Source organism: Nitrospirillum guanabarense (assembly GCF_034653355.1).
Lineage (GTDB): Bacteria > Pseudomonadota > Alphaproteobacteria > Azospirillales > Azospirillaceae > Nitrospirillum.
The window spans coordinates 264,677-283,472 of the sequence record NZ_JAYEER010000002.1; the positions used below are offsets into that span (position 1 = coordinate 264,677).

The 18,796-nt window shown below is 66.9% G+C and carries 16 protein-coding genes; 8 read left to right on the forward strand and 8 right to left on the reverse strand.

All coding sequences use genetic code 11. From position 1 onward, the window contains the following. The 3 genes from UAA55_RS07830 to lldD all read left to right on the forward strand — a co-directional run bounded on the left by UAA55_RS07830 (window position 1) and on the right by lldD (window position 3,013). Entirely contained in the window at window positions 1–1,008 is a 1,008-nt protein-coding gene (locus UAA55_RS07830) for an aldo/keto reductase (protein ID WP_322952120.1), read from the forward strand. Between the two features lie 108 nt (window positions 1,009–1,116). Further along, window positions 1,117–1,848 carry an SDR family oxidoreductase gene (locus UAA55_RS07835; RefSeq protein WP_322952121.1) on the forward strand — a complete coding sequence of 244 codons (732 nt, stop codon included), beginning with the start codon at window positions 1,117–1,119 and terminating at the stop codon, window positions 1,846–1,848. 34 nt (window positions 1,849–1,882) lie between these two features. Then, entirely contained in the window at window positions 1,883–3,013 is a 1,131-nt protein-coding gene (lldD, locus tag UAA55_RS07840) for an FMN-dependent L-lactate dehydrogenase LldD (protein WP_322952122.1), read from the forward strand. 50 nt (window positions 3,014–3,063) lie between these two features. Here the strand turns inward: lldD and UAA55_RS07845 are convergent, their stop codons facing one another. The 6 genes from UAA55_RS07845 to UAA55_RS07870 all read right to left on the reverse strand — a co-directional run bounded on the left by UAA55_RS07845 (window position 3,064) and on the right by UAA55_RS07870 (window position 10,587). Continuing rightward, on the reverse strand, window positions 3,064–3,480 hold the full coding sequence (locus UAA55_RS07845; protein WP_322952123.1) for a hypothetical protein: 417 nt from the start codon (window positions 3,478–3,480) through the stop codon (window positions 3,064–3,066). A 247-nt stretch (window positions 3,481–3,727) separates the two neighbouring features. Further along, window positions 3,728–4,036, reverse strand: coding sequence for a hypothetical protein (locus UAA55_RS07850; protein ID WP_322952124.1), 309 nt, complete (start codon window positions 4,034–4,036; stop codon window positions 3,728–3,730). Between the two features lie 596 nt (window positions 4,037–4,632). Continuing rightward, window positions 4,633–5,103, reverse strand: coding sequence for a hypothetical protein (locus UAA55_RS07855; RefSeq protein WP_322952125.1), 471 nt, complete (start codon window positions 5,101–5,103; stop codon window positions 4,633–4,635). Window positions 5,104–5,474: 371 nt separating this feature from the next. Further along, a complete protein-coding gene (locus UAA55_RS07860) occupies window positions 5,475–8,168 on the reverse strand; it encodes a TonB-dependent receptor (RefSeq protein ID WP_322952127.1) in 2,694 nt (897 codons plus the stop codon). A gap of 395 nt (window positions 8,169–8,563) precedes the next feature. Further along, window positions 8,564–9,184: a 3-isopropylmalate dehydratase small subunit gene (gene leuD / locus UAA55_RS07865; protein WP_322952128.1), complete on the reverse strand. Its 621-nt coding sequence runs from the start codon at window positions 9,182–9,184 to the stop codon at window positions 8,564–8,566. After that, on the reverse strand, window positions 9,181–10,587 hold the full coding sequence (locus UAA55_RS07870; RefSeq protein ID WP_463667845.1) for a 3-isopropylmalate dehydratase large subunit: 1,407 nt from the start codon (window positions 10,585–10,587) through the stop codon (window positions 9,181–9,183). Before UAA55_RS07870 ends, leuD begins: the two co-directional genes overlap by 4 nt. 129 nt (window positions 10,588–10,716) lie before the next feature. On the opposite strand from UAA55_RS07870, the gene UAA55_RS07875 reads away from it, so the two are divergent. After that, on the forward strand, window positions 10,717–11,523 hold the full coding sequence (locus UAA55_RS07875; protein WP_322952129.1) for a GntR family transcriptional regulator: 807 nt from the start codon (window positions 10,717–10,719) through the stop codon (window positions 11,521–11,523). A gap of 7 nt (window positions 11,524–11,530) precedes the next feature. On the opposite strand, the gene UAA55_RS07880 is transcribed toward UAA55_RS07875, so the two are convergent. Continuing rightward, window positions 11,531–12,721 (reverse strand): CaiB/BaiF CoA transferase family protein, encoded by a 1,191-nt coding sequence (locus UAA55_RS07880; RefSeq protein WP_322952130.1) that lies wholly within the window; start codon window positions 12,719–12,721, stop codon window positions 11,531–11,533. A 104-nt stretch (window positions 12,722–12,825) separates the two neighbouring features. On the opposite strand from UAA55_RS07880, the gene UAA55_RS07885 reads away from it, so the two are divergent. From UAA55_RS07885 to UAA55_RS07900, 4 genes are read left to right on the forward strand one after another with little or no spacing between them, the layout of a single operon-like run. Next, on the forward strand, window positions 12,826–13,764 hold the full coding sequence (locus tag UAA55_RS07885; protein WP_322952131.1) for a hydroxymethylglutaryl-CoA lyase: 939 nt from the start codon (window positions 12,826–12,828) through the stop codon (window positions 13,762–13,764). A gap of 12 nt (window positions 13,765–13,776) precedes the next feature. Beyond that, a complete protein-coding gene (locus UAA55_RS07890) occupies window positions 13,777–14,460 on the forward strand; it encodes an isochorismatase family protein (RefSeq protein ID WP_322952132.1) in 684 nt (227 codons plus the stop codon). Next, on the forward strand, window positions 14,460–15,395 hold the full coding sequence (locus tag UAA55_RS07895) for a polysaccharide deacetylase family protein (RefSeq protein ID WP_322952133.1): 936 nt from the start codon (window positions 14,460–14,462) through the stop codon (window positions 15,393–15,395). Before UAA55_RS07890 ends, UAA55_RS07895 begins: the two co-directional genes overlap by 1 nt. A gap of 6 nt (window positions 15,396–15,401) precedes the next feature. Continuing rightward, window positions 15,402–16,319 carry a polysaccharide deacetylase family protein gene (locus UAA55_RS07900; RefSeq protein ID WP_322952134.1) on the forward strand — a complete coding sequence of 306 codons (918 nt, stop codon included), beginning with the start codon at window positions 15,402–15,404 and terminating at the stop codon, window positions 16,317–16,319. Window positions 16,320–16,353: 34 nt separating this feature from the next. On the opposite strand, the gene UAA55_RS07905 is transcribed toward UAA55_RS07900, so the two are convergent. Continuing rightward, window positions 16,354–18,774, reverse strand: a complete 2,421-nt coding sequence (locus tag UAA55_RS07905) for a TonB-dependent receptor (RefSeq protein ID WP_322952135.1) — start codon at window positions 18,772–18,774, stop codon at window positions 16,354–16,356. Window positions 18,775–18,796 lie beyond the last annotated feature (22 nt).

The following is an 18,796-nucleotide window of genomic DNA, read 5'->3' on the forward strand; positions in this document are numbered from 1 at the left end:
ATGGCGCTGGACCCCTCTTCCCTGGGCGCGCTCGGCTTTGGGGCCGCGCCCATCGGCAACCTCTACCGCGCCATGCCGGAGGAGGACGCCGAGGCCACCATCCGGTCGGCCCTGGAGGCCGGCATCCGCTACCTCGACACGGCCCCGCACTATGGCTTCGGCCTGTCGGAGAAGCGCCTGGGCCGCATCCTGTCCGCCTTGGACCCGGAGGGGAAGCTCATCCTCTCCACCAAGGTGGGCCGGCGGCTGGACCCGGTGCCAGACGCCGATCTGACCCAGGTGCGCCAGGGCTTCGTGACGCCGGAACCGTTCGAGAGCCGCTTCGACTATTCCTACGACGCGGTCATGCGCTCCTATGAGGCCAGCCGGCAACGGCTGGGGCGGGAGCGCATCGACATCCTCTATGTCCACGACATCGGCCGTTACGTCCACGGCGACCGCCATGCGGAGACGTTCCGCCAGTTCATGGCGGGCGGTTACCGCGCGCTGCGGGAGCTGCGCGACGGCGGGGCCGTGGGCGCCATCGGCCTGGGCGTGAACGAGTGGGAGGTCTGCGTCGAGGCGCTGGCCCACGGCGATTACGACCTGATGCTGCTCGCCGGCCGCTACACCCTGCTGGACCAGTCGCCGCTGGACGTGTTCCTGCCGCTGTGCGCGCAGCGGGGCGTCAGCATCGTCATCGGCGGCCCGTACAACTCCGGCATCCTGGCCACCGGCGTGAAGGGCCCGGGCCCCGTCAACTACCAGTACCAGCCGGCCCCGCCCGACATCGTGGCCCGCGTGGCCGCCATCGAGGCGGTGTGCGACGCCCACGGCGTGCCTCTCGCGGCGGCGGCCCTGCAATTCCCCCTGGCCCACGGCCAGGTGGTCTCCGTCATCCCGGGCATGGACAGTCCGCGTCAGGTGGAACGGGCCGTCAGCCTGGTCCGCCACCCCATCCCCACCGCCCTATGGGCGGACCTGAAACAGCAGGGGCTGCTGCGCGCCGATGCGCCGGTGCCTGTTTAATCAGGCCGCTCCAGTCCGCTGACGCTCCCCGCGAAACTGCGGCGGATGCGGTCGCATCCCGCAGCGGCATGGCGCATGCCGCTGACATCACCTGAAGGAAACACCATCATGGGACGCCTTGAAGGCAAGACCGCCATCGTCACCGCCGCCGGCCAGGGCATCGGCCGCTCCAGTGCCGAGCTGTTCGCCCGCGAGGGCGCGCGGGTCATCGCGCTGGACATCAACCCCGAAACGCTGGCCACCATGACGGGCGTGGAGACCCGCGCCCTGAACCTGCTGGACGGCGCGGCCATCCAGGCGCTGGCCGAAGACATCGGCGGCATCGACGTGCTGTTCAACTGTGCTGGCTATGTCCACGCCGGCACGCTGGCCACGACGGCGGAAAAGGACCTGGACTTCTCCTACGACCTGAACGTCAAGGCGGCCTTCCGCATGATCCAAGCCTTCCTGCCCGGCATGATCGCGCGCGGCGGCGGCTCCATCGTCAACATGTCGTCGGTGGCGGGCTCGGTCCTGGGCGTGGCCAACCGCTTCGCCTATGGCGTGACCAAGGCCGCCGTCATCGGCCTGACCAAGTCGGTCGCCGTGGACTTCGTGGGCCGGAACATCCGCTGCAACGCCATCTGCCCCGGCACGGTGCAGTCGCCCTCGTTGGATGAGCGGCTGGCCGCCACGGGCGATGCCGACGCCGCCCGCGCCGCCTTCGTCGCTCGCCAGCCCATGGGCCGCATCGGCCGGCCGGAGGAGATCGCGGAACTGGCGCTCTATCTCGCCTCCGACCTTTCCTCCTACACTACCGGCACGATCAACGTCATCGACGGCGGCTGGTCGAACGCCTGATGGCATGGGGCCTGAAGGGTATGGGGACTTTGGCATGATCATTTCCTCTCCGCGTGATTTCCGGGAGGCGGCCAGGCGCCGCCTCCCCCGCTTCCTGTTCGACTATGCCGACGGCGGTGCGGGGACGGAGCAGACGATGCGCCGCAACGTCGACGACCTGGCCGACTTGGCGCTGCGCCAGCGCGTGCTGAAGAACGTGGCCGACATCACGCTGGGCTCCCGCCTGTTCGGGCAGGACGTCGCCATGCCCGTGGCCCTGGGGCCGGTCGGCATCTCCGGCATGTTCCGCCGGCGGGGGGAGGTGCAGGCGGCCCGCGCCGCCAACCGGGCGGGCCTGCCCTTCTGCCTGTCCACCGTCTCCATCTGCTCATTGGCGGAGGTGGCGGCGGGCACGGACGGGCCGCTGTGGTTCCAGCTCTACGTCATCCACGATCGCGGCTTCATGCGCGAGCTGCTGGCCAACGCCAAGGCGCTGGGGGCCAAGGCCCTGGTGTTCACGGTGGACATGCCGGTGCCCGGCACCCGCTACCGCGACGCGCATTCCGGCATGTCCGGTCCCAATGCGCCGCTGCGCCGCATGCTGCAGGCCGTGGCCAAGCCCGCCTGGGCCTGGGACGTGGGCCTGCACGGCCGTCCCCACCGGCTGGGCAACCTGGAGCCGGTGCTGGGCGATAAGAGCGGCCTGAACGACTACATGGGCTGGCTGGGTTCCAACTTCGACCCGTCCATCTGCTGGCAGGACCTGGAGTGGATCCGCCAGGGCTGGGACGGCCCCCTGATCATCAAGGGCATCCTGGACCCCGACGACGCCCGCGCGGCCGCCGACATCGGCGCCGACGGCATCGTCGTCTCCAACCACGGCGGCCGGCAGCTGGACGGCGTGCTGTCCTCGGCCAAGGCCCTGCCCGCCATCGCCGACGCGGTGGGCGACCGCCTGACCGTGCTGGCCGATGGCGGCGTCCGCTCCGGCCTGGACGTGGTGCGCATGCTGGCCCTGGGCGCCAAGGGCGTCCTGCTGGGCCGCGCCTGGCTCTACGCCATGGCCGCGCGCGGCGAGGCCGGGGTCACCCAACTGCTGGAGATCTACGCCAAGGAAATGAAGGTCGCCATGGCGCTCACCGGCGTGCGCGGCGTGGGGGAGATCGACCGGTCGATCCTGGCGTGAGGGGGGTGCTGTGACGGAGCTGCTGTGCGGATACGGCGGTCACCTTGTGGTCACTTGTTGGGGGGCTCGCCCCAGGTTTCCACTAACATGGCCTCTGCATCGGCTCGGGCCTTCACAAGCTTCTGAAGATCTGCATTTGTTGGTTCTGAAATTATTCTAAATTCCGAATAATTCCGTTCAAGATATCGCCACCCAGCCATGAATTGCCGATACGTGGTATATGGGTGAAGGAACTGTATCCCGGCAGTAAGCGCCGCAGATAGCGCGGCAAAAGACAACCTAATATATGCGGGCTCTTGAATTCCACCGGCCACTAATGTACATGCAGCCGCGATCATATGCGCGACGAATCCACCATATTTATGCCAAATTGCACCCCTCGTCCACATAGATAAAGACTCTTTAACTTTATTTTCTTCTACGCAGATTCTTGCTTCTTCAGCAGAAATGTCCGGTGCAAGTGGCATTATTAAGCCTCCCAACTTTCACCTTGTGGTCAGATAACTGGTCCGTGCTCGCCCCGAATTTCCCGAATTCGGCGCCAAATCCGGGCTTCGGCACGATGTGCTTCGATGAATTGCGGGGGGATGTGCCATACGCCGCGCCGGCGGCCCGGATCCTGGCTTTCGCCTCTTCGAATTCGAGATATAGGCGGCTCAACTCGGCTCCCTCTTCTGGCGAAATTATGCTCTTCGTCATGGGTTTACCTTGTGATCAGTCGACCAAACCATCAAAAGGGCCAAGCACCTGGTCGAGGGACATTATCGGCCTTACGAATTGCCCGGCGCCAACAGCGGCAACCGCTCTTGCTGCCTGCACCAGTTCGCCAATCTCCGGCGCCAACGAGACGGCCAGCGTTAGAAGCTGTCTCTGGCTGAGCTTCGGAGCCGCATCTATGGCCGCCTGGATCGCGTCGGCGGCGGATGGGTTAATATCTTTGCCACTTTGGGCAAACGCATCAGACGCAGCGCCAATCATCTCTGCTGTGAGGGGAATTGGCAAAATCGCGAACCTACGTGACATCTCGTTCCCCCTTCACCTTGTGGTCGTTTGAGGGCAGTCAGCAGTGGTGGTATTCGGCCGCCCGCCGCCAAGCTTCCAGCGCCTGACTTTCAGTTTTGCCCTGGATGTGCCCAGGGTCTTTCCCGGCAGGGCCGGTGCCGGAAGCAATCCAAACTGTCTTGGACTTCTGCCAAACGGACACCTCTACCGCGATCCCCCGAACTTTGACGGAGTGCTTCGCCATATTGCCCTCCATTCACCTTGTGCTTTTGTGACGATGGCTGATGAGAGCTTGTTGCCCGGCGTCGGTAAGCCGGGCATATACCCATTCCCACGCAGGGTTTTGCCCTGGCAGGGGCGCGTCCTCTAACCATCCCTTCTGTCGGCATTCTTCGACGTGATCAGTTGTAGCGCTCTCACCTGTGGCGGTGTGAAGCCCTATCCAGACATCTGCCTCTTCCCGACGCAAGCGTGCCCCGACATAGGCTAATTCGAGTACCGCCAATTGCTCAGTCGTCAATACTGGCATTTGTCCTTCTGGGGCTTCGCGCTCGGTCATCGTTTTACCTTTCTTGTGCGAGCCGCTGCTTCGGCGGCCAGTTACCAGCGGCGGCTTCTTATGCTGCACGCCCCTTGCTCATGGTGCCGGTCGCTTCCTCAATCCGGCGCAGCATCGTGGACCGGTCCAGGCCAACATGGGCGGCAATCCGGGCGGTGGACCAATCCGGTTCCGGGAACAGCCGCAGCGCCTCCGCCAGGCTCTTGCCCGTCAGCTTGACGCGCGGCCGGCCGGTGGGTAGTCCCGCCTTCGCCCTGGCGTCGGTCAGGGCCCGGCCGCGCTGCCGGCGCATCAGTGCGGCGCCTGCTTCCAGGTCTATTTGGTCCAACACCACCTTTTCCACCAGCAGCTCCATCCGTGCGCCCGCGCGGATCAGGGCCGCCGCGACAGCCCCCCATACCGGGGCGCCGATCAAATGGCCCGCGTGAGGGATCGTCAGTCGCTCGCCTGCCCCCAGGGAGCGGATCGCCTTCCCCAACTCGGGCATCTGCTCAATAGTCACCTGTCCGCCGCGCGGCTCGCGGGGCATGACATTGATTTACAGCCGCGCCCGATTTCCTAATCATATCAAGCCATAACGGCTTATCAGTGCCGGCTTTCGTAACCATATAGCGGCTGACCCGAAAGACCACGCCCTGACCCCGCGCACAGCACAGATAACCGGTCCCGTTTTGATCCGGTATTGATACGCCTATCTTTGCGTGCAAGCCAGGGGTCAGGTGATCGCAGATGGCTTGACGCGGGGGCGTCGGCCAGCCGTGGCATCTCCGCCTTGGCGTCCGAACCTGATCCCCTGACCACAGAAGGAGCGCCCTACGCACACCAAAAAAGAACCCCACCCCGTTGCCGGGATGGGGGGTGGGAGGTTGGTGGAAGGAAGGGGCGGGTGAAACCGGGAGCCTAGAACTTCACCCGCACGCCGGCGGCGAAGCGGCGGCCGGTGGTGCGGTACTCTTTGGTGCGGTCGGGCGTGGTGGAGTAGATGAACTCGTTCTCGTCCGTCAGGTTCAGGCCTTCCAGGGTGAGGGAGATGTTCTGCGTCAGGTCGTAGGACAGGCTGGCGTCCAGCTGGCCATAGGCGTCGAAATATTCCGGATCGCCGTTGCGGCCGCTGGCCACCTGCAGGAACTTGTCGCGCCAGGTGTAGGCCAGGCGGGCCTGGACGCCGTATTTCTCATAGAAGGCGACCAGGCTGTAGGAGTATTTGGATAGGCCCTGCAGGCCATAGCTGGCGCCGCTGACCACGTTGGCGTACTGGGCGTCGCTTTCCACGTAGGTGAAGCTGGCCTGCCCGCCCAGGCCGTCGAACGGCCCCGGCAGCCTGTCGAACACCTGGCGGTAGCCGACCTCCAACCCCTTCACCGTGGCGCCCTTGCCGTTGGTGGGCTGGGTCACCTGGAACACCACCTGGTCCACCTTCTGCGGCGTCGTGGCCTGGGCCACGAAGCTGTCGATGTTCTTGTAGAACAGGGCGGCCGACAGCATGGACAGGGGCTGGAAGTACCATTCCAGGCCGAATTCCGCCTGCGAGGCGCGGAAGGGGTTCAGGTCGGGGTTGCCCTTGGTGATCTGCTCGTTGCCCGGGTTGGACAGGATGGTCTGGGCCGGCGACAGGTCGGACAGGGTCGGGCGGGTCATGACGCGGGAGGTGGCGAAGCGGGCCACCAGGTCGTCGGTCAGGTCCAGCTTGACGTTCAGCGACGGCAGGACGTCGGTGTAGTGGCCGCTGAAGCTGATGGGCTGGACATCCGACAGGACGATGAGGTTCTGGCCCTGGCCGTTGGGCTTGGCGCTCAGCACGGTCTGCGCGGCACCGGCGCTGGTGTACGTCGTGTCCTCGATACGCACGCCGGTGTTGACGGACAGGGGCAGGCCGCCGATCTCCGTCTTCAGGTCGAACATGATGTAGCCCAGGTTCACCTTCTCCTTCACGCGGGAACTGGCGGCCGGGTCGGCCACGGGCCGGGTAAAGATGCCTTCCGGCCGCGACAGCAGGTAGTTGACCATGGTGTGCGGATCGTAGGTGATCCAGTTCCGCACGATGTTGTCGCTCTGGTACTTGGAGAAGAAGTCCATGGTCGTCGGCGTGAACAGCGACGACGGCAGCAGCACCGCGCCGCCGCAATAGGCGCAGGCCACGGAACCCGGCTGGCTGATGGCGTCCGCCGTCTTGGTGCGTTCCTGGTGCGACGCGCCGGCGGAGATGGAGACGCCGCCGCCCGGGTCCCAGGTGCCGTCCAGCTTCGCCTCGTTGATCTCATCCTTGTAGTCGGTGCCGCCCCACAGGTTGTAGTGGGCCCCGACGTGGTTCACATCGGTCGCGACGTTGGGAATGGTGGGCGAGGTGAAGTTATAGTCGTAGATCGGGCTGCCGTTGCGCCGGTCGAACGTCATGGTCATGTCGCGGCGGCGGATGGTGGAGAAGATGCTGTCTTCCTTGCCGTTGCGCGTCGCCTGCGAGGTGGAGGCGTCGAACACCAGCTTGAAGGCGTCCTTGTGCCAGGCGGTGTTCAGGCCCACCAGGTAGGTTTCGGTCAGGCGCGGGGTGTAGGTGACGATCTCGTCCACCGTGCCGCCGACGATCTTCTGATAGACGGCGGAGCCGTTCTTGACCACCTGGTCGACCAGCGTGCCGGAGGAGAAGTCGTAGGCCAGGCCCTGCGACTGGTCGATCTGGTCCATCTTGGTATAGAAGCCGTCCAGCGTGAACGTCAGGTTGTCGTTCGGCTGGTACTGGACGGTGCCGTTCAGGCCCGTGCGCTTGCGCGACGTTTCATAAAAGAAGGGCGACAGGTTGGACGGCATGTCCACGCCGGTGAAGCTGCCCACGCCGGGGGCGGTGCGGCCGTACCAGTAGTCGGTGGGGTCGACGTTGCCGCGCTTCACATGGCCGGCACCGATGTCGAATTCATCGTCGCGGCTGTCGCGCTTCTCGTAAGAGGCCACCAGCGCCACGCCGAAGGTCGATTCCGGATTGTGCCAGCTGACGACGCCGGACAGCGAGGGGTTGGTGCTGTCCGCCAGCTCGCCATACAGCGCGCGGGCGCTGCCGGCCACCACCAGGTCCTGCTTCTGCTCCAGCGGGCGCACCGTGCGGATGTTCACCGTGGCGCCGATGGAGGCGCCGTTGATGTTGGCGCTGGGGCTCTTGTAGACGTCGGCGCCGGAAATCAGCTCGGAGGGCAGGACGTCGAAGCTGAACTCACGCCCCACGTTTTCCGTGGCCAGGGTGCGGCCGTTCAGGGTGACGGTGTTGAACTGGGGCCCCAGGCCGCGGACCGAGATGAACTGACCGTCGCCACGGTTGCGGTCGATGGCGACACCAGTGATGCGCTGCAGGGATTCGGCCACGTTCTGGTCCGGCATCTTGCCCAGGTCTTCACTGGCGATGCTGTCGACGACGTTGACCGAATTGCGCTTGATCTCGGTGGCCACCTGCAGGGAGCGCTTGATGCCCGTGACCACGATCTCTTCCAGGCCCTGGTCGTCGGTGGCCGGTGTCGCCGCCTGCTGGGCGAAGGCCGTGCCTACCGTGGCATGCAACAGGGCGCAGCAAGCCACACCTTGGGCGAGCCCCATCAACGTACGCTTCATCGTGAACGTCCTCTCCCTTAATCGATGGGCTTATAACATCGAGATGCCAGTGCCCGTTGTTTGAAATATCAGTGCCACGTTATGAAATTCTACGCAACGGGTTTTCTGCGTTCGTACACCTCAAAAAAAAGATCAGGGAACGGATGGCGCGGGCACACCCGTCCCGCCGCCGCTGGCACCAGGCGAGGGGGATGGGGTGGGGCCAGGGTCTGGAAAGGGGAAGGGGCGGGCGATTTCGCTCGGCGTCGGGTGGCCGGCAAGGCGCAAGGCCGGCGGCGTTCGCGCCACCGGCCCGGTTCTAAACTCGGAATGACCGTGAGGGGTGGGCGGTCGGCCTCAGGCGTGCGGATCGGCGCCAAGCCATCCGCCGATTCACGGGCGCTGAACGAGTCCGCTTAAAGATAGACCCAGGGGCGACGTTCCTGGTCAGCCTGGCGCTTCCCCTGGATCCCCGCTTGGCGCAGCAGCGTCAGGTCGATGGCGTCCAGGCCGTGCAGCAACATCTCCCGCGCCTCCGGCTCGATGCTGAAGGAATGGGTGCCGCCGTCCGGCGCGGTCACCCTCTGGTGCCGCAGGTCCACCGTCACCAGCCGGGTGCGCGGCGCCTCGGCCACCATGGGAGCGATCCCAGTGATCGCGTCCATGGGCAGTTCCACCGGCACGATGCCATTGCGCACGCAGTTGCCGCGGAAGATGGGGTTGAAGGACGGGGCCAGGATGGCGCGGAAGCCATACTCGGCCAGCGCCCAGGCGGCATGTTCCCGGCTGGAGCCGCAGCCGAAATTCTCCCCCGCCAGCAGGATGGCCGCCCCCCGGTAGACCGGGTCGTTCAGCACGAAATCCGGGTTGGGATCGCGGCCGCCCACGGCGGTGTAGCGCCAGCCGGCGAACAGCCCGTCGGCCAGGCCCTTCTTGGAGACGGACGTCATCTCGCGCGAGGGAATGATGGCGTCGGTGTCGATGTTGGGCCGCAGCAGCGGCACGGCGACGGCGGTCAGGACGGTGAATGGCGTCATATCAGACCTCCAGCAGGCGGGGATCGGCCAGGCGGCCGGCGACGGCCGACGCCGCCACCGTTTCCGGCGATGCCAGGTGGGAGCGGGTTTCCGGCCCCTGCCGGCTTTCGAAATTGCGGTTGGTGGAGGTGACCACGCGCTGGCGATGACCGAAGCTTTCCCCCGGCGAAGAAACACATGGAGCAGCCGGCCTCCCGCCACTCGAAGCCCGCGTCCAGGAAGACGCGGTCCAGCCCCTCGGCCTCCGCCTCGGCCTTCACCCGGCTGGAGCCGGGTACGCAGATGGCCCGCACCCCCGCCGCCACCTTGCGCCCGCGCAGCAGGGTCGCCGCCCGGCGCAGATCCTCCAGCCGGCTGTTGGTGCATGAGCCGATGAAGGCGGCGTCGATGGGCAGACCCGCCAGCGGCGCGCCGGGCGTCACCGCCATGTAGGACAGGGCGCGGTCATAGGCCTCCCGCGTGTTGTGGTCGGCCACATCCTGGAAAGCGGGCACCGGCTGGTCCAGGGGCACGGCGTGCTGGGGACTGTTGCCCCAGGTGATCATGGGCGCCACCGCCCCGGCATCGATGGTGATGGTGCGGTCGAACACGGCACCGTCATCGCTGTACAGCCGCCGCCAGGCGGCAACCGCCTGATCCCACCGGGCCCCCTTGGGCGCGTAGGGGCGGCCCTGGAGATAGTCGAACACCACGTCATCCGGGGCGATGATGGCGGTGAAGGCGGCGAATTCCGTCGCCAGGTTGCACAGGGTCAGCCGTCCCTCGACACTCAGCGCCCGCACCGCCTCCCCGGCGTATTCCACGACATGACCCCTGGCGCCGCCGGCACCGTGGCGGGCCAGGATGTGAAGCGCCAGGTCCTTGGGCGTGACGCCCTGGGCCAATCGGCCGTTGACCGTCACCCGCATGGTGCGCGGCCGGCGCACCCGCAGGGTGCCCGTGGCCAGCGCGTGCTCCGCCTCCGTCGAGCCGATGCCCCAGGCCAGCGCGCCCAGCGCCCCCTGGCTGCAGGTGTGGCTGTCGGGGCAGACCAGGGTCAGGCCGGGCAGGACGATGCCCTGTTCCGGGGAGATGACGTGGACGATGCCCTGGCGCGGGTCGCCCAGGTCGAACAGGGTGATGCCGGCCGCCCGCGCCGCCGCCCGGGTGGCGGTGATGAAGGCGGTGCCGGTGGGCATGATGGTGCGGTCGCCCCGGCCCGGCAGCGTGTCGACGACATGGTCCATGGTGGCGAAGACTTGGCCGGGCGCCATGACCTTCCGTCCCGCCGCCGCCAGGCTTTCCAGCGCCACGCCGCCCGTGCGCTCATGCAGCAGCACGCGGTCGACCAGCAGCAGTTCCGTCCCGCCGCCCAGGTCGGCCACCTGATGCTCCGCCCAGATTTTTTCGAAGATGGTCCGCATGCCTATCAACGCCCGCCTGCCAAAGGGTCACTTCATTTGTTATATTTCTATAACAAATTGTGAGGGCGCGCCAGCCGGTAAAAAACCGCTATAACCCGCAAGGGCACGCAGGACGGAGGGAGGGCGGTGGTGAAGGAAGCCAAGGGGGTCGTGGACCGGCAGGGGGCCGTGCCGCTGTACCATCAACTGTTCCTGACCTTGCGGGACGAGATCACCAGCGGCCAGCGGGCATACGGCAGCGCCGTGCCCACGGAACTGGACCTGGTGCAGATCTACGGCGTGTCGCGCATCACGGCCCGGCGCTGCCTGGACGAACTGGCGAACAGCGGGCTGGTGGAACGTCGGCGGCGCATCGGCACCCGCGTGATCTTCCAGACCCCCGTGCGGCCGCTGGAAGCCAACATTGACCAGGCGGTGGATTCACTGGTGGCCTTTGGCCAGAACACCCAGGTCCGCGTGATCGACATCGCGGAGGAAGCGGCCGGCCCCGCCGTGGCCCAGCGTTTCGGCCTGCCCGCCGGGGCCGCCCTGGTGCGCGCCGTGCGCGTCCGCTCTCTGGATGGGGCGCCGCTGGGCGAGGTCGTCAGTTATGTGCCCGCCCGCCTGGGGCCGTTGATGACGCGGGAGAACCTGACCACCAAGCCCATGCTGGCCCTATTGCGTGGCGCAGGCATCGGCATCGGCCACGCCCGGCAAACCATCGCCGCGGTCTCGGCCGACGCCGCCCTGACCGCCGCGCTGGAGGTGGAGCCCCGCGCGCCCCTGCTGCGCATCGAGCGGCTGGTCAGCGACAGCGCCGGGCAGCCCATCCTGCTGACCATCGCCCACTACCGCGCCGACCGCTACCAGATCACGCTGGACCTGGGCGCCGGCGGCGCGGGGGAAGGCGGCGCCCTGGGTACCGCCCTGGATGCCCAAGGCGGCACCCAGGGCTGATGCCGGCTTACCCCACCACGCCGCGCGTGCGCCAGGCGCCGATCTCCGCCGCCCCATAGCCCAGGCCGGCCAGGATGTCGTCGGCGTCCGCGCCCGCCTCGGGGATGTCGTGGTGCAGGCCGGGACGGCGGCCGTTGAATTCCAGCGGCAGGGCCGGCAGCCTGGTGGCGGTGCCGCCGGGGATGGTGACGTCCAGCAGGCCGCCCTCGGCGTTCAGATGGGCGTCGTCGAACAGTTCGTCCGGCCGGGTGATGGGGGCGAAGGGCAGGCCCACGCCTTCCAGCCGCTCCACCAGGGCGGCGCGGTCCTCGTTGGCGAACAGGGCGCGCACCCGCGGCAGGATGACGTCGCGCGCCAGCACCCGGTCGTTGTTGCGGGCGTAGGCGGGATTGCCACCAAGGTCATCCAGGCCGAAGGCCGTGCAGAAGGCCTGCCATTGACCGTCGCTGACCACGCCGACGAACAGCAGTTCCCCTTCCCGTCGGGTCTCGAACACGTCGTAGATGGCCCAGGCGGACAGGCGCACGGGCATGGGCTGCACCGCCTTCCCCGTCACCGCCTGCTGGGCCATGTGCTGGCCGACCAGGAAGGCCGTGGTCTCGTAGAGGGAACATTTGACGGCCCCGCCCCGCCCGGTCTGCTGCCGGCGCAGCAGGGCGGCCAGGATGCCGATGACACCGAACATGCCGCCGGTGATGTCCACAACCGACGAGCCTGCGCGCAGCGGCCGGCCCGGCGGCCCGGTCATGTAGGCCAGGCCGCCCATCATCTGCGTCACCTCGTCCAGGGCGGTGCGGTGTTCATAGGGACCCGCCAGGAAGCCCTTGGCCGAGCAGTAGACCAGCCCCGGGTTGCTCTGGGCCAACGCCTCAGGCCCCAGGCCCAGCCGTTCCAGCGTGCCGGGACGGAAGTTCTCCACCAGCACGTCGGCGCCATCCACCAGGCGCCGGGCGATGGCCAAGCCCTCGGGGCTCTTCAGATCCAGGCACAGGCTGCGCTTGTTGCGGTTGAACATGGGGAAATAGCCGGCGCCGGAGCCCAGCAGCCGGCGCGTCTGGTCCCCGCCCATGGGTTCCACCTTGATCACCGTGGCGCCCAGGTCGCCCAGGATCACCCCCACCGACGGCCCCATGACCATGTGGGTGAATTCAACCACCGTGACGCCGGCCAACGGCAGCGCGTCCCTGTCCATATCCATTCTTGTCTCCCGCCACATCCGCTTCGGGCTCGACAGGCCCTTTTTAATTGATATAGACTTATAACAATAAAACAAGCGAGCCGATGGAGCCGGGAGACAAGAGCATGGCAGCTGGGGACGTCCTGATCAGTGAGGTGGGGCCGCGCGACGGCCTGCAAAGCATCACCGCCATCATGCCGCTGGCGGCCAAGAAGGCCTGGATCACAGCGGAAGCCGCGGCCGGCGTGCGGGAGATCGAGGTGGGCAGCTTCGTGCCGGCCAAGCTGCTGCCGCAGCTGGCGGACACGGCCGAGGTGGTGGCCCATGCCAAGACCATCCCCGGCCTGGCCGTCGCGGTGCTGGTGCCCAACGCGCGCGGGGCGGAGGCGGCCATCCAGGCCGGCGCCGACAAGCTGACCCTGCCTTTGTCAGTGTCGGAGACGCACAGCCTGCGCAACCTGCGCCGCACCCACGCCCAGGTGATCGAGGAGGCGGAGGCCATCGCCGCCATGATCGCCGCCCTGCCCCCCGACCGGCGCCCGCATTTCGAGGGCAGCCTGTCCACCGCCTTCGGCTGCACCCTGGAAGGCCCCATCCCCGACAGCCAGATCGCCCGCCTGGCGGAGGAGCTGATGGCCGCTGGCTGTGACGAGGTCGGGCTGTCGGACACGACGGGCTATGCCGATCCGGCCAGCGTGCGCCGCCTGATCAAGCTGGTCCGCGACACCGTCGGCGCCGACGCCCTGACCGGCATCCATCTGCACAACACGCGCGGCCTGGGCCTGGCCAACGCCCTGGCGGCGCTGGACGCCGGGCTGACCACACTGGACAGCTCGCTGGGGGGCCTGGGCGGCTGCCCCTTCGCGCCCGGCGCCTCCGGCAACATCGTCACCGAGGACCTGGCCTTCATGCTGGAAGCCATGGGCGTCCGCACGGGCATCGACCTGGACGCCCTGTTCGCCGTGCGGACCATCCTGGCGGACGCGTTGCCGGGCGAACCGCTGTACGGCTTCATTACCGCCGCCGGCCTGCCATTGGGCTTCAAGCCCGCTGATCACCACTGAGGGAGACGTCGCATGACCATCGTCGGCACGCGCATGATCCGGGATGACCGGACGGCCCGCCAGATTTTCGAAGACGTGATGGCCAATCCGGCCCGGACCAAGTTCGGCTTCGGCGAGAAACTGGCCATCGTCAACGTGGATTTCCAGAACGCCTATACCCGCATCGACGAGTTCAAGACGGCTTATGAGACCGATCCCCGGCAGATCGAACATGTGAACCGCATCTCCGCCCTGGCGCGGGCCAAGGGCATGCCGGTCATCTGGACCCACGTGGCCTATGCCGAGGATGCCGGCGACGCCGGCGTCTGGGGCACCCGGACCAACACGCCGGACAGCCTGCAGAACATCAAGTACGGCAGCCGGCGGCACGCCTTCGACGACCGGTGCGACATCGATACGGCCGTCGATGCGATTTACACCAAGCGCATGCCGTCAGCCTTTTTCGAAACGCCGCTGGCCAGCTATCTGGTCTGGCACAAGGTGGACACGGTCATCGTCACCGGCGGTTCCACCTCCGGCTGCGTGCGGGCGACGGCGGTGGACTCCCTCAGCCGCGGCTATCGCACCATCGTTCCCATCGAGACCTGCGCCGACAAGCACGAGAGCTATCACTTCGCCAACCTGACCGACCTGCAGCTGAAATACGCGGATGTTGAGCCGGTGCAGGCGGTGGTCGATTGGCTGGAGGGGCGGTGATGGGCACGGCACCCCAAAGCCCCTTGGTCAACGATCCTGGGCTGTACGACTTCCGCCCCTATCGCGACCGCCACCCCATCCGCTGGCCGGGCGACAAGCCCGTCGCCGTCTGGATCTCGCCCAACCTGGAATTCTACGAGATCGACCCGCCGGCCAACTCGTTCCGCAAAAGCTGGACCAAGCCCCATCCCGACGTGGTCGGCTACAGCCACCGCGACTACGCCAACCGCGTCGGCCACTGGCGCATGGCGGAAGTGATGGAGCGCCACGGCTTCAAGGGCACGGTGTCCCTGTCCGTGGCGCTGTGCCAGCACCATCCCGAAGTGGTGGAGAACGCCAACGCCCTGGGCTGGGAGTTCTTCAGTCACGGCATCTACAACACCCGCTATACCTACGGCATGGATGAGGCCCAGGAACGGGCCATCATGGAAGACAGCATCCGCACGGTGCAGGAGGCCACGGGCCAGCGCATCCGGGGCTGGCTGGCCCCGGCCCTGACCCACACCACCCGCACCATGGACCTGCTGGCGGAGATGGGCTTCGCCTACACCTGCGACCTGTACCACGACGACCAGCCGGGGCCGGTGCATGTGGCACGGGGGCGCCTGGTTTCCATGCCCTACAGCCTGGAGGTCAACGACCACTACGGCTTCGCCGTCTACAACATGAGCCCCCGGGAATACGCCGACACCCTGATCCGCCAGTACGAGCGCCTGGCGCGGGAGGGAGAGGCGTCGGGCACGGTGATGTGCATTCCGCTGCACAGCTATCTGATCGGCCAGCCGCACCGCATCGGCCCGTTCGAGGAAGTGCTGCGCCACATCGCCGCCGATGGCCGCGCCTGGATCACCCGGGCCGGCGACATCGCCGAGCATTTCCTGGCCCACGATTACGACGCGGTGGCGACCGAAACCGCCCACCCGGTAGCGGAGTAAGCGCCCATGTCCCTTGATCCTTCATATCTGGAGTATCCCCGCCGCCGCCGGGGCATGGACCATGACCTCTACCCCTGGTCCAACCTGTTCGACCGCCCGGCCGTCAGCTGGCCGGGGGGCAAGGGCGTCGCCGTCTGCGTCGTGGTCAGCCTGGAATGGTTCCCCCTGACACCGGCGGACAAGCCCTTCCGGGCACCGGGGCATATGCAGACCCCCTTCCCCGACTATCGCCACTACACCTCCCGCGACTACGGCACCCGCGTCGGCTTCTACCGGCTGCTGGACGCCTTCGCCGCGGTGGGGGCCAAGGTGTCGGTCGCCGTCAACGCGGCCATCGCCCAGCGCTATCCCGCCGTCATCAGCGAGATCATCGCGGCGGGCCATGAGATCATCGCCCATTCCACCGACATGAACGGCACCATCGCCGCCGGGCTGGAGGAAGAGGCGGAGCGCGCCCTGATCGGCACCGCGCTGGATGTGCTGGAACAGGCGACGGGCACGCGACCGGCCGGCTGGCTGTCCATCGCCCGCTCTCAGTCCTGGAACACGCCCCGCCTGCTGGCCGAGGCCGGCGTGCGCTACATGTGCGACTGGGTGAACGACGACCTGCCCTATGCGATGCGGACCCCGGCTGGCGACATCATGAACCTGCCGCTGAGCCACGAGCTATCCGACCGGCAGATCGTGAACGTGCTGCAGCAGTCGGCGGACAGCTACGTGCGGCAGATCCAGGACGCCTACGCCTGGCTGGACCAGGAAGCCCGCACTTACGGCCGGCGCCTGCTGCCGCTGCAGGTGACGCCCTACATTCTGGGCCTGCCCTACCGCATCGACGCCTTCGACGGTCTGCTGCGCTGGCTGAAAGACCAGGACAACGCCTGGTTCGCCACCGGGTCGGAGGTGGTCGGCGCCACGCCGCGCTGATCCTTTTCAACGCAAAAAAGCCCCGCGTGGGAGATCATCCCGCGCGGGGTTTTTCCTTTGGGCAAACCGGATGGGCCATCCCGGATGCTGAAATGGGAACGGCCCCGCTGATGCGGGGCCGCCCGAAGGTGTCGAAAACCGGGATCAGAACTTGTAGTGCGCCCGCACATCCCAGGTCATGGGCGGGTTCAGGTAGATGGAGGTCGCCGACAGGAAGGAGACCTTGTAGGTCCGGTCCAGTGCAGTTCTTGCAGCCGACCGACAGGGTAAGGTTCGGCACCTTCGCCGGTTCGTAAGCCAGGTTCAGGTTCCACAGCACCTGCGGATCGGTCCAGGCGCCGTCCGTGCTGTCGGTGTTGCCGGCGTTGCCGATGGCGTAACCGTTGTTGTAGTCGAAGCCGACGGTGGGCCGGAAGATGCCGGCCTCGGTGTCGATCTGGTAGGTCGCCGTCACCAGGCCGGTGAAGTCCGGCGCGCGCACCGGACGGGCGATACGGCCCTTGAAGTCGACGAAGCCCCGGTTGCAGTTGTTGGAGATGCCGGAGCTGTTGTTGGATGCCAGCGCCGCCTGGCAGGCCGCCATCTGCGCCTGGACATCGCTGGAGATATCGATGTAGCGGGCGTGCTGCACACCGATGGAGCCGCTGAAGGTCAGGCCCCGGATGGGCACCCACTCCGCCTCCAGCTCACCGCCGTAGTTGCGCAGGCCGGCCGGGTTGGTGGTGGTGAAGATGCGCTGGCCGTTGACGGTGTAGGCCGCGGAGATCTGCACGTCCTCCGCCTCGCTGTAGAAGGCGGTGGCGTTCAGGCGCAGCGTGTGGTCCAGGAAATCGCCGCGCATGCCCACCTCCTCCGACCACACCTTTTCCGGCTTGAAGGCCAGGAACAGGTTGTTGGCCAGGGCGCGGCCGTTCCAGCCGCCCGACTTCTCACCCCGCGTGGCGGAGGCGTAGATCATGACGCTGGGGTCGATCTGGTAGGACAGGGCGAACCGGGGCGTCACGAACTCGTTTTCCAGGTCGGTCGGGATGCCGGCGGCCTCGATCAGGGCGGTGCTGAACAGCGGCCCCTTGCCCCCGGCGTTGGTCGCGACCTTCAGCTGCTTCTCCTCCTTCGACAGGCGGACGCCGACGGTGGCGGTCAGCGCGTCGGTCAGCTTGTAGTCGCCCTGGGCGTAGGTGGCGTAGGAGTCCAGCGTGTTCTTGATGGTGCGGTCGCCACTGACCGTGAAGCCGGAGGCCGTGCCGACCCCCGTACCCAGGTCGGTCCAGTTGTTCTCATGCAGGTAATAGAAGCCGACGGTATAGTTCAGGCGGTTGTCGAGCGCTTGGCCATTGGCCTTGAACTCCTGCGACCACTGCTGGTGCAGGCTGTAGTTCAGGATGGGGGACACGCCGGTGGCGACGGGATTGGGCGCCGCCGGGTTGGAGTCGATGAAGTAGCGCTGGGTGGTCTGGCGGAAGCCGGTGATGGAGTTCAGCGTCAGGTCGTCCAGTTCCCAGGCGGCGTTGGAACTCAGCGACCAGCTCTTGGTGGAGTTGCCGACCTCGTTGTTGGCCTTGGTGCCGGTGAAGTATTTGGCCAGCGCGCCCTGGGTGATGCCGATGGTGGCGATGCGGTCGCCCGTCGCCGGATCGACCCGGTTGATCAGATTGGCCTCGTTCTCATCGACGTAGTCGCCGGCCAGGTCGATGGTCACCCGGTCCGTCGGCAACAGGCGGACGGCACCCCGCACACCGTAGGAGTCCGTGCCGTTCAGCTTGTCGCCGGTGTTGACCTGCCGGACGTAGCCGTCGCTGCGGTCGCGGTACATGCTGACCTTGGTCAGCACCTTGTCCGACAGGGGCGCGTCCATGCTGGCCCGGATGTCGGTCTCACCGAAGCGGCCGGCGCCGGCCTCCAGGTAACCGCCGGCGGTGGCCGAGGGCTTCTTCATGATGACGTTGATGGCGCCGCCGGTGGTGTTGCGACCGAACAGCGTGCCCTGGGGACCGCGCAGCACCTCGATGCGTTCCACATCGAACAGACCGAAGTTGTTGGCGTTCTGGCGCGAGATGTAGACGTCGTCGACATAGGTGCCCACCGGCACGTCCTGCGTGGCGATGGATTCCGTGTTGCCAATGCCGCGGATGTAATAGGTGTTGGAACTGCCCAGGCCGACGTTGTTGTTGCCGATCAGGTTGGGGATGTGCTGGATCAGGTCGATGGTGTCGCGGATCTGCCGGTCCTGCAGATCCGCCGCCCCCAGCGACGACACGGCCAGCGGCACGTCCTGCAGGTTCTGCTGACGGCGCTGGGCCGTCACGATGATTTCCTCAAGCTGGCTGGCATCGGCCGCCTGCGGCGCCACCGGCTGGGCCGTGGAAGGGCCAGCCGATTGCGCCAGGGCCGGCATGGCCGCCAGCGCGCCCAGCAAGGCAAGGATGGAAACTCCCCGAATTTTACCCGTCATCATGAATGCTCCCGTTCTTTTGATT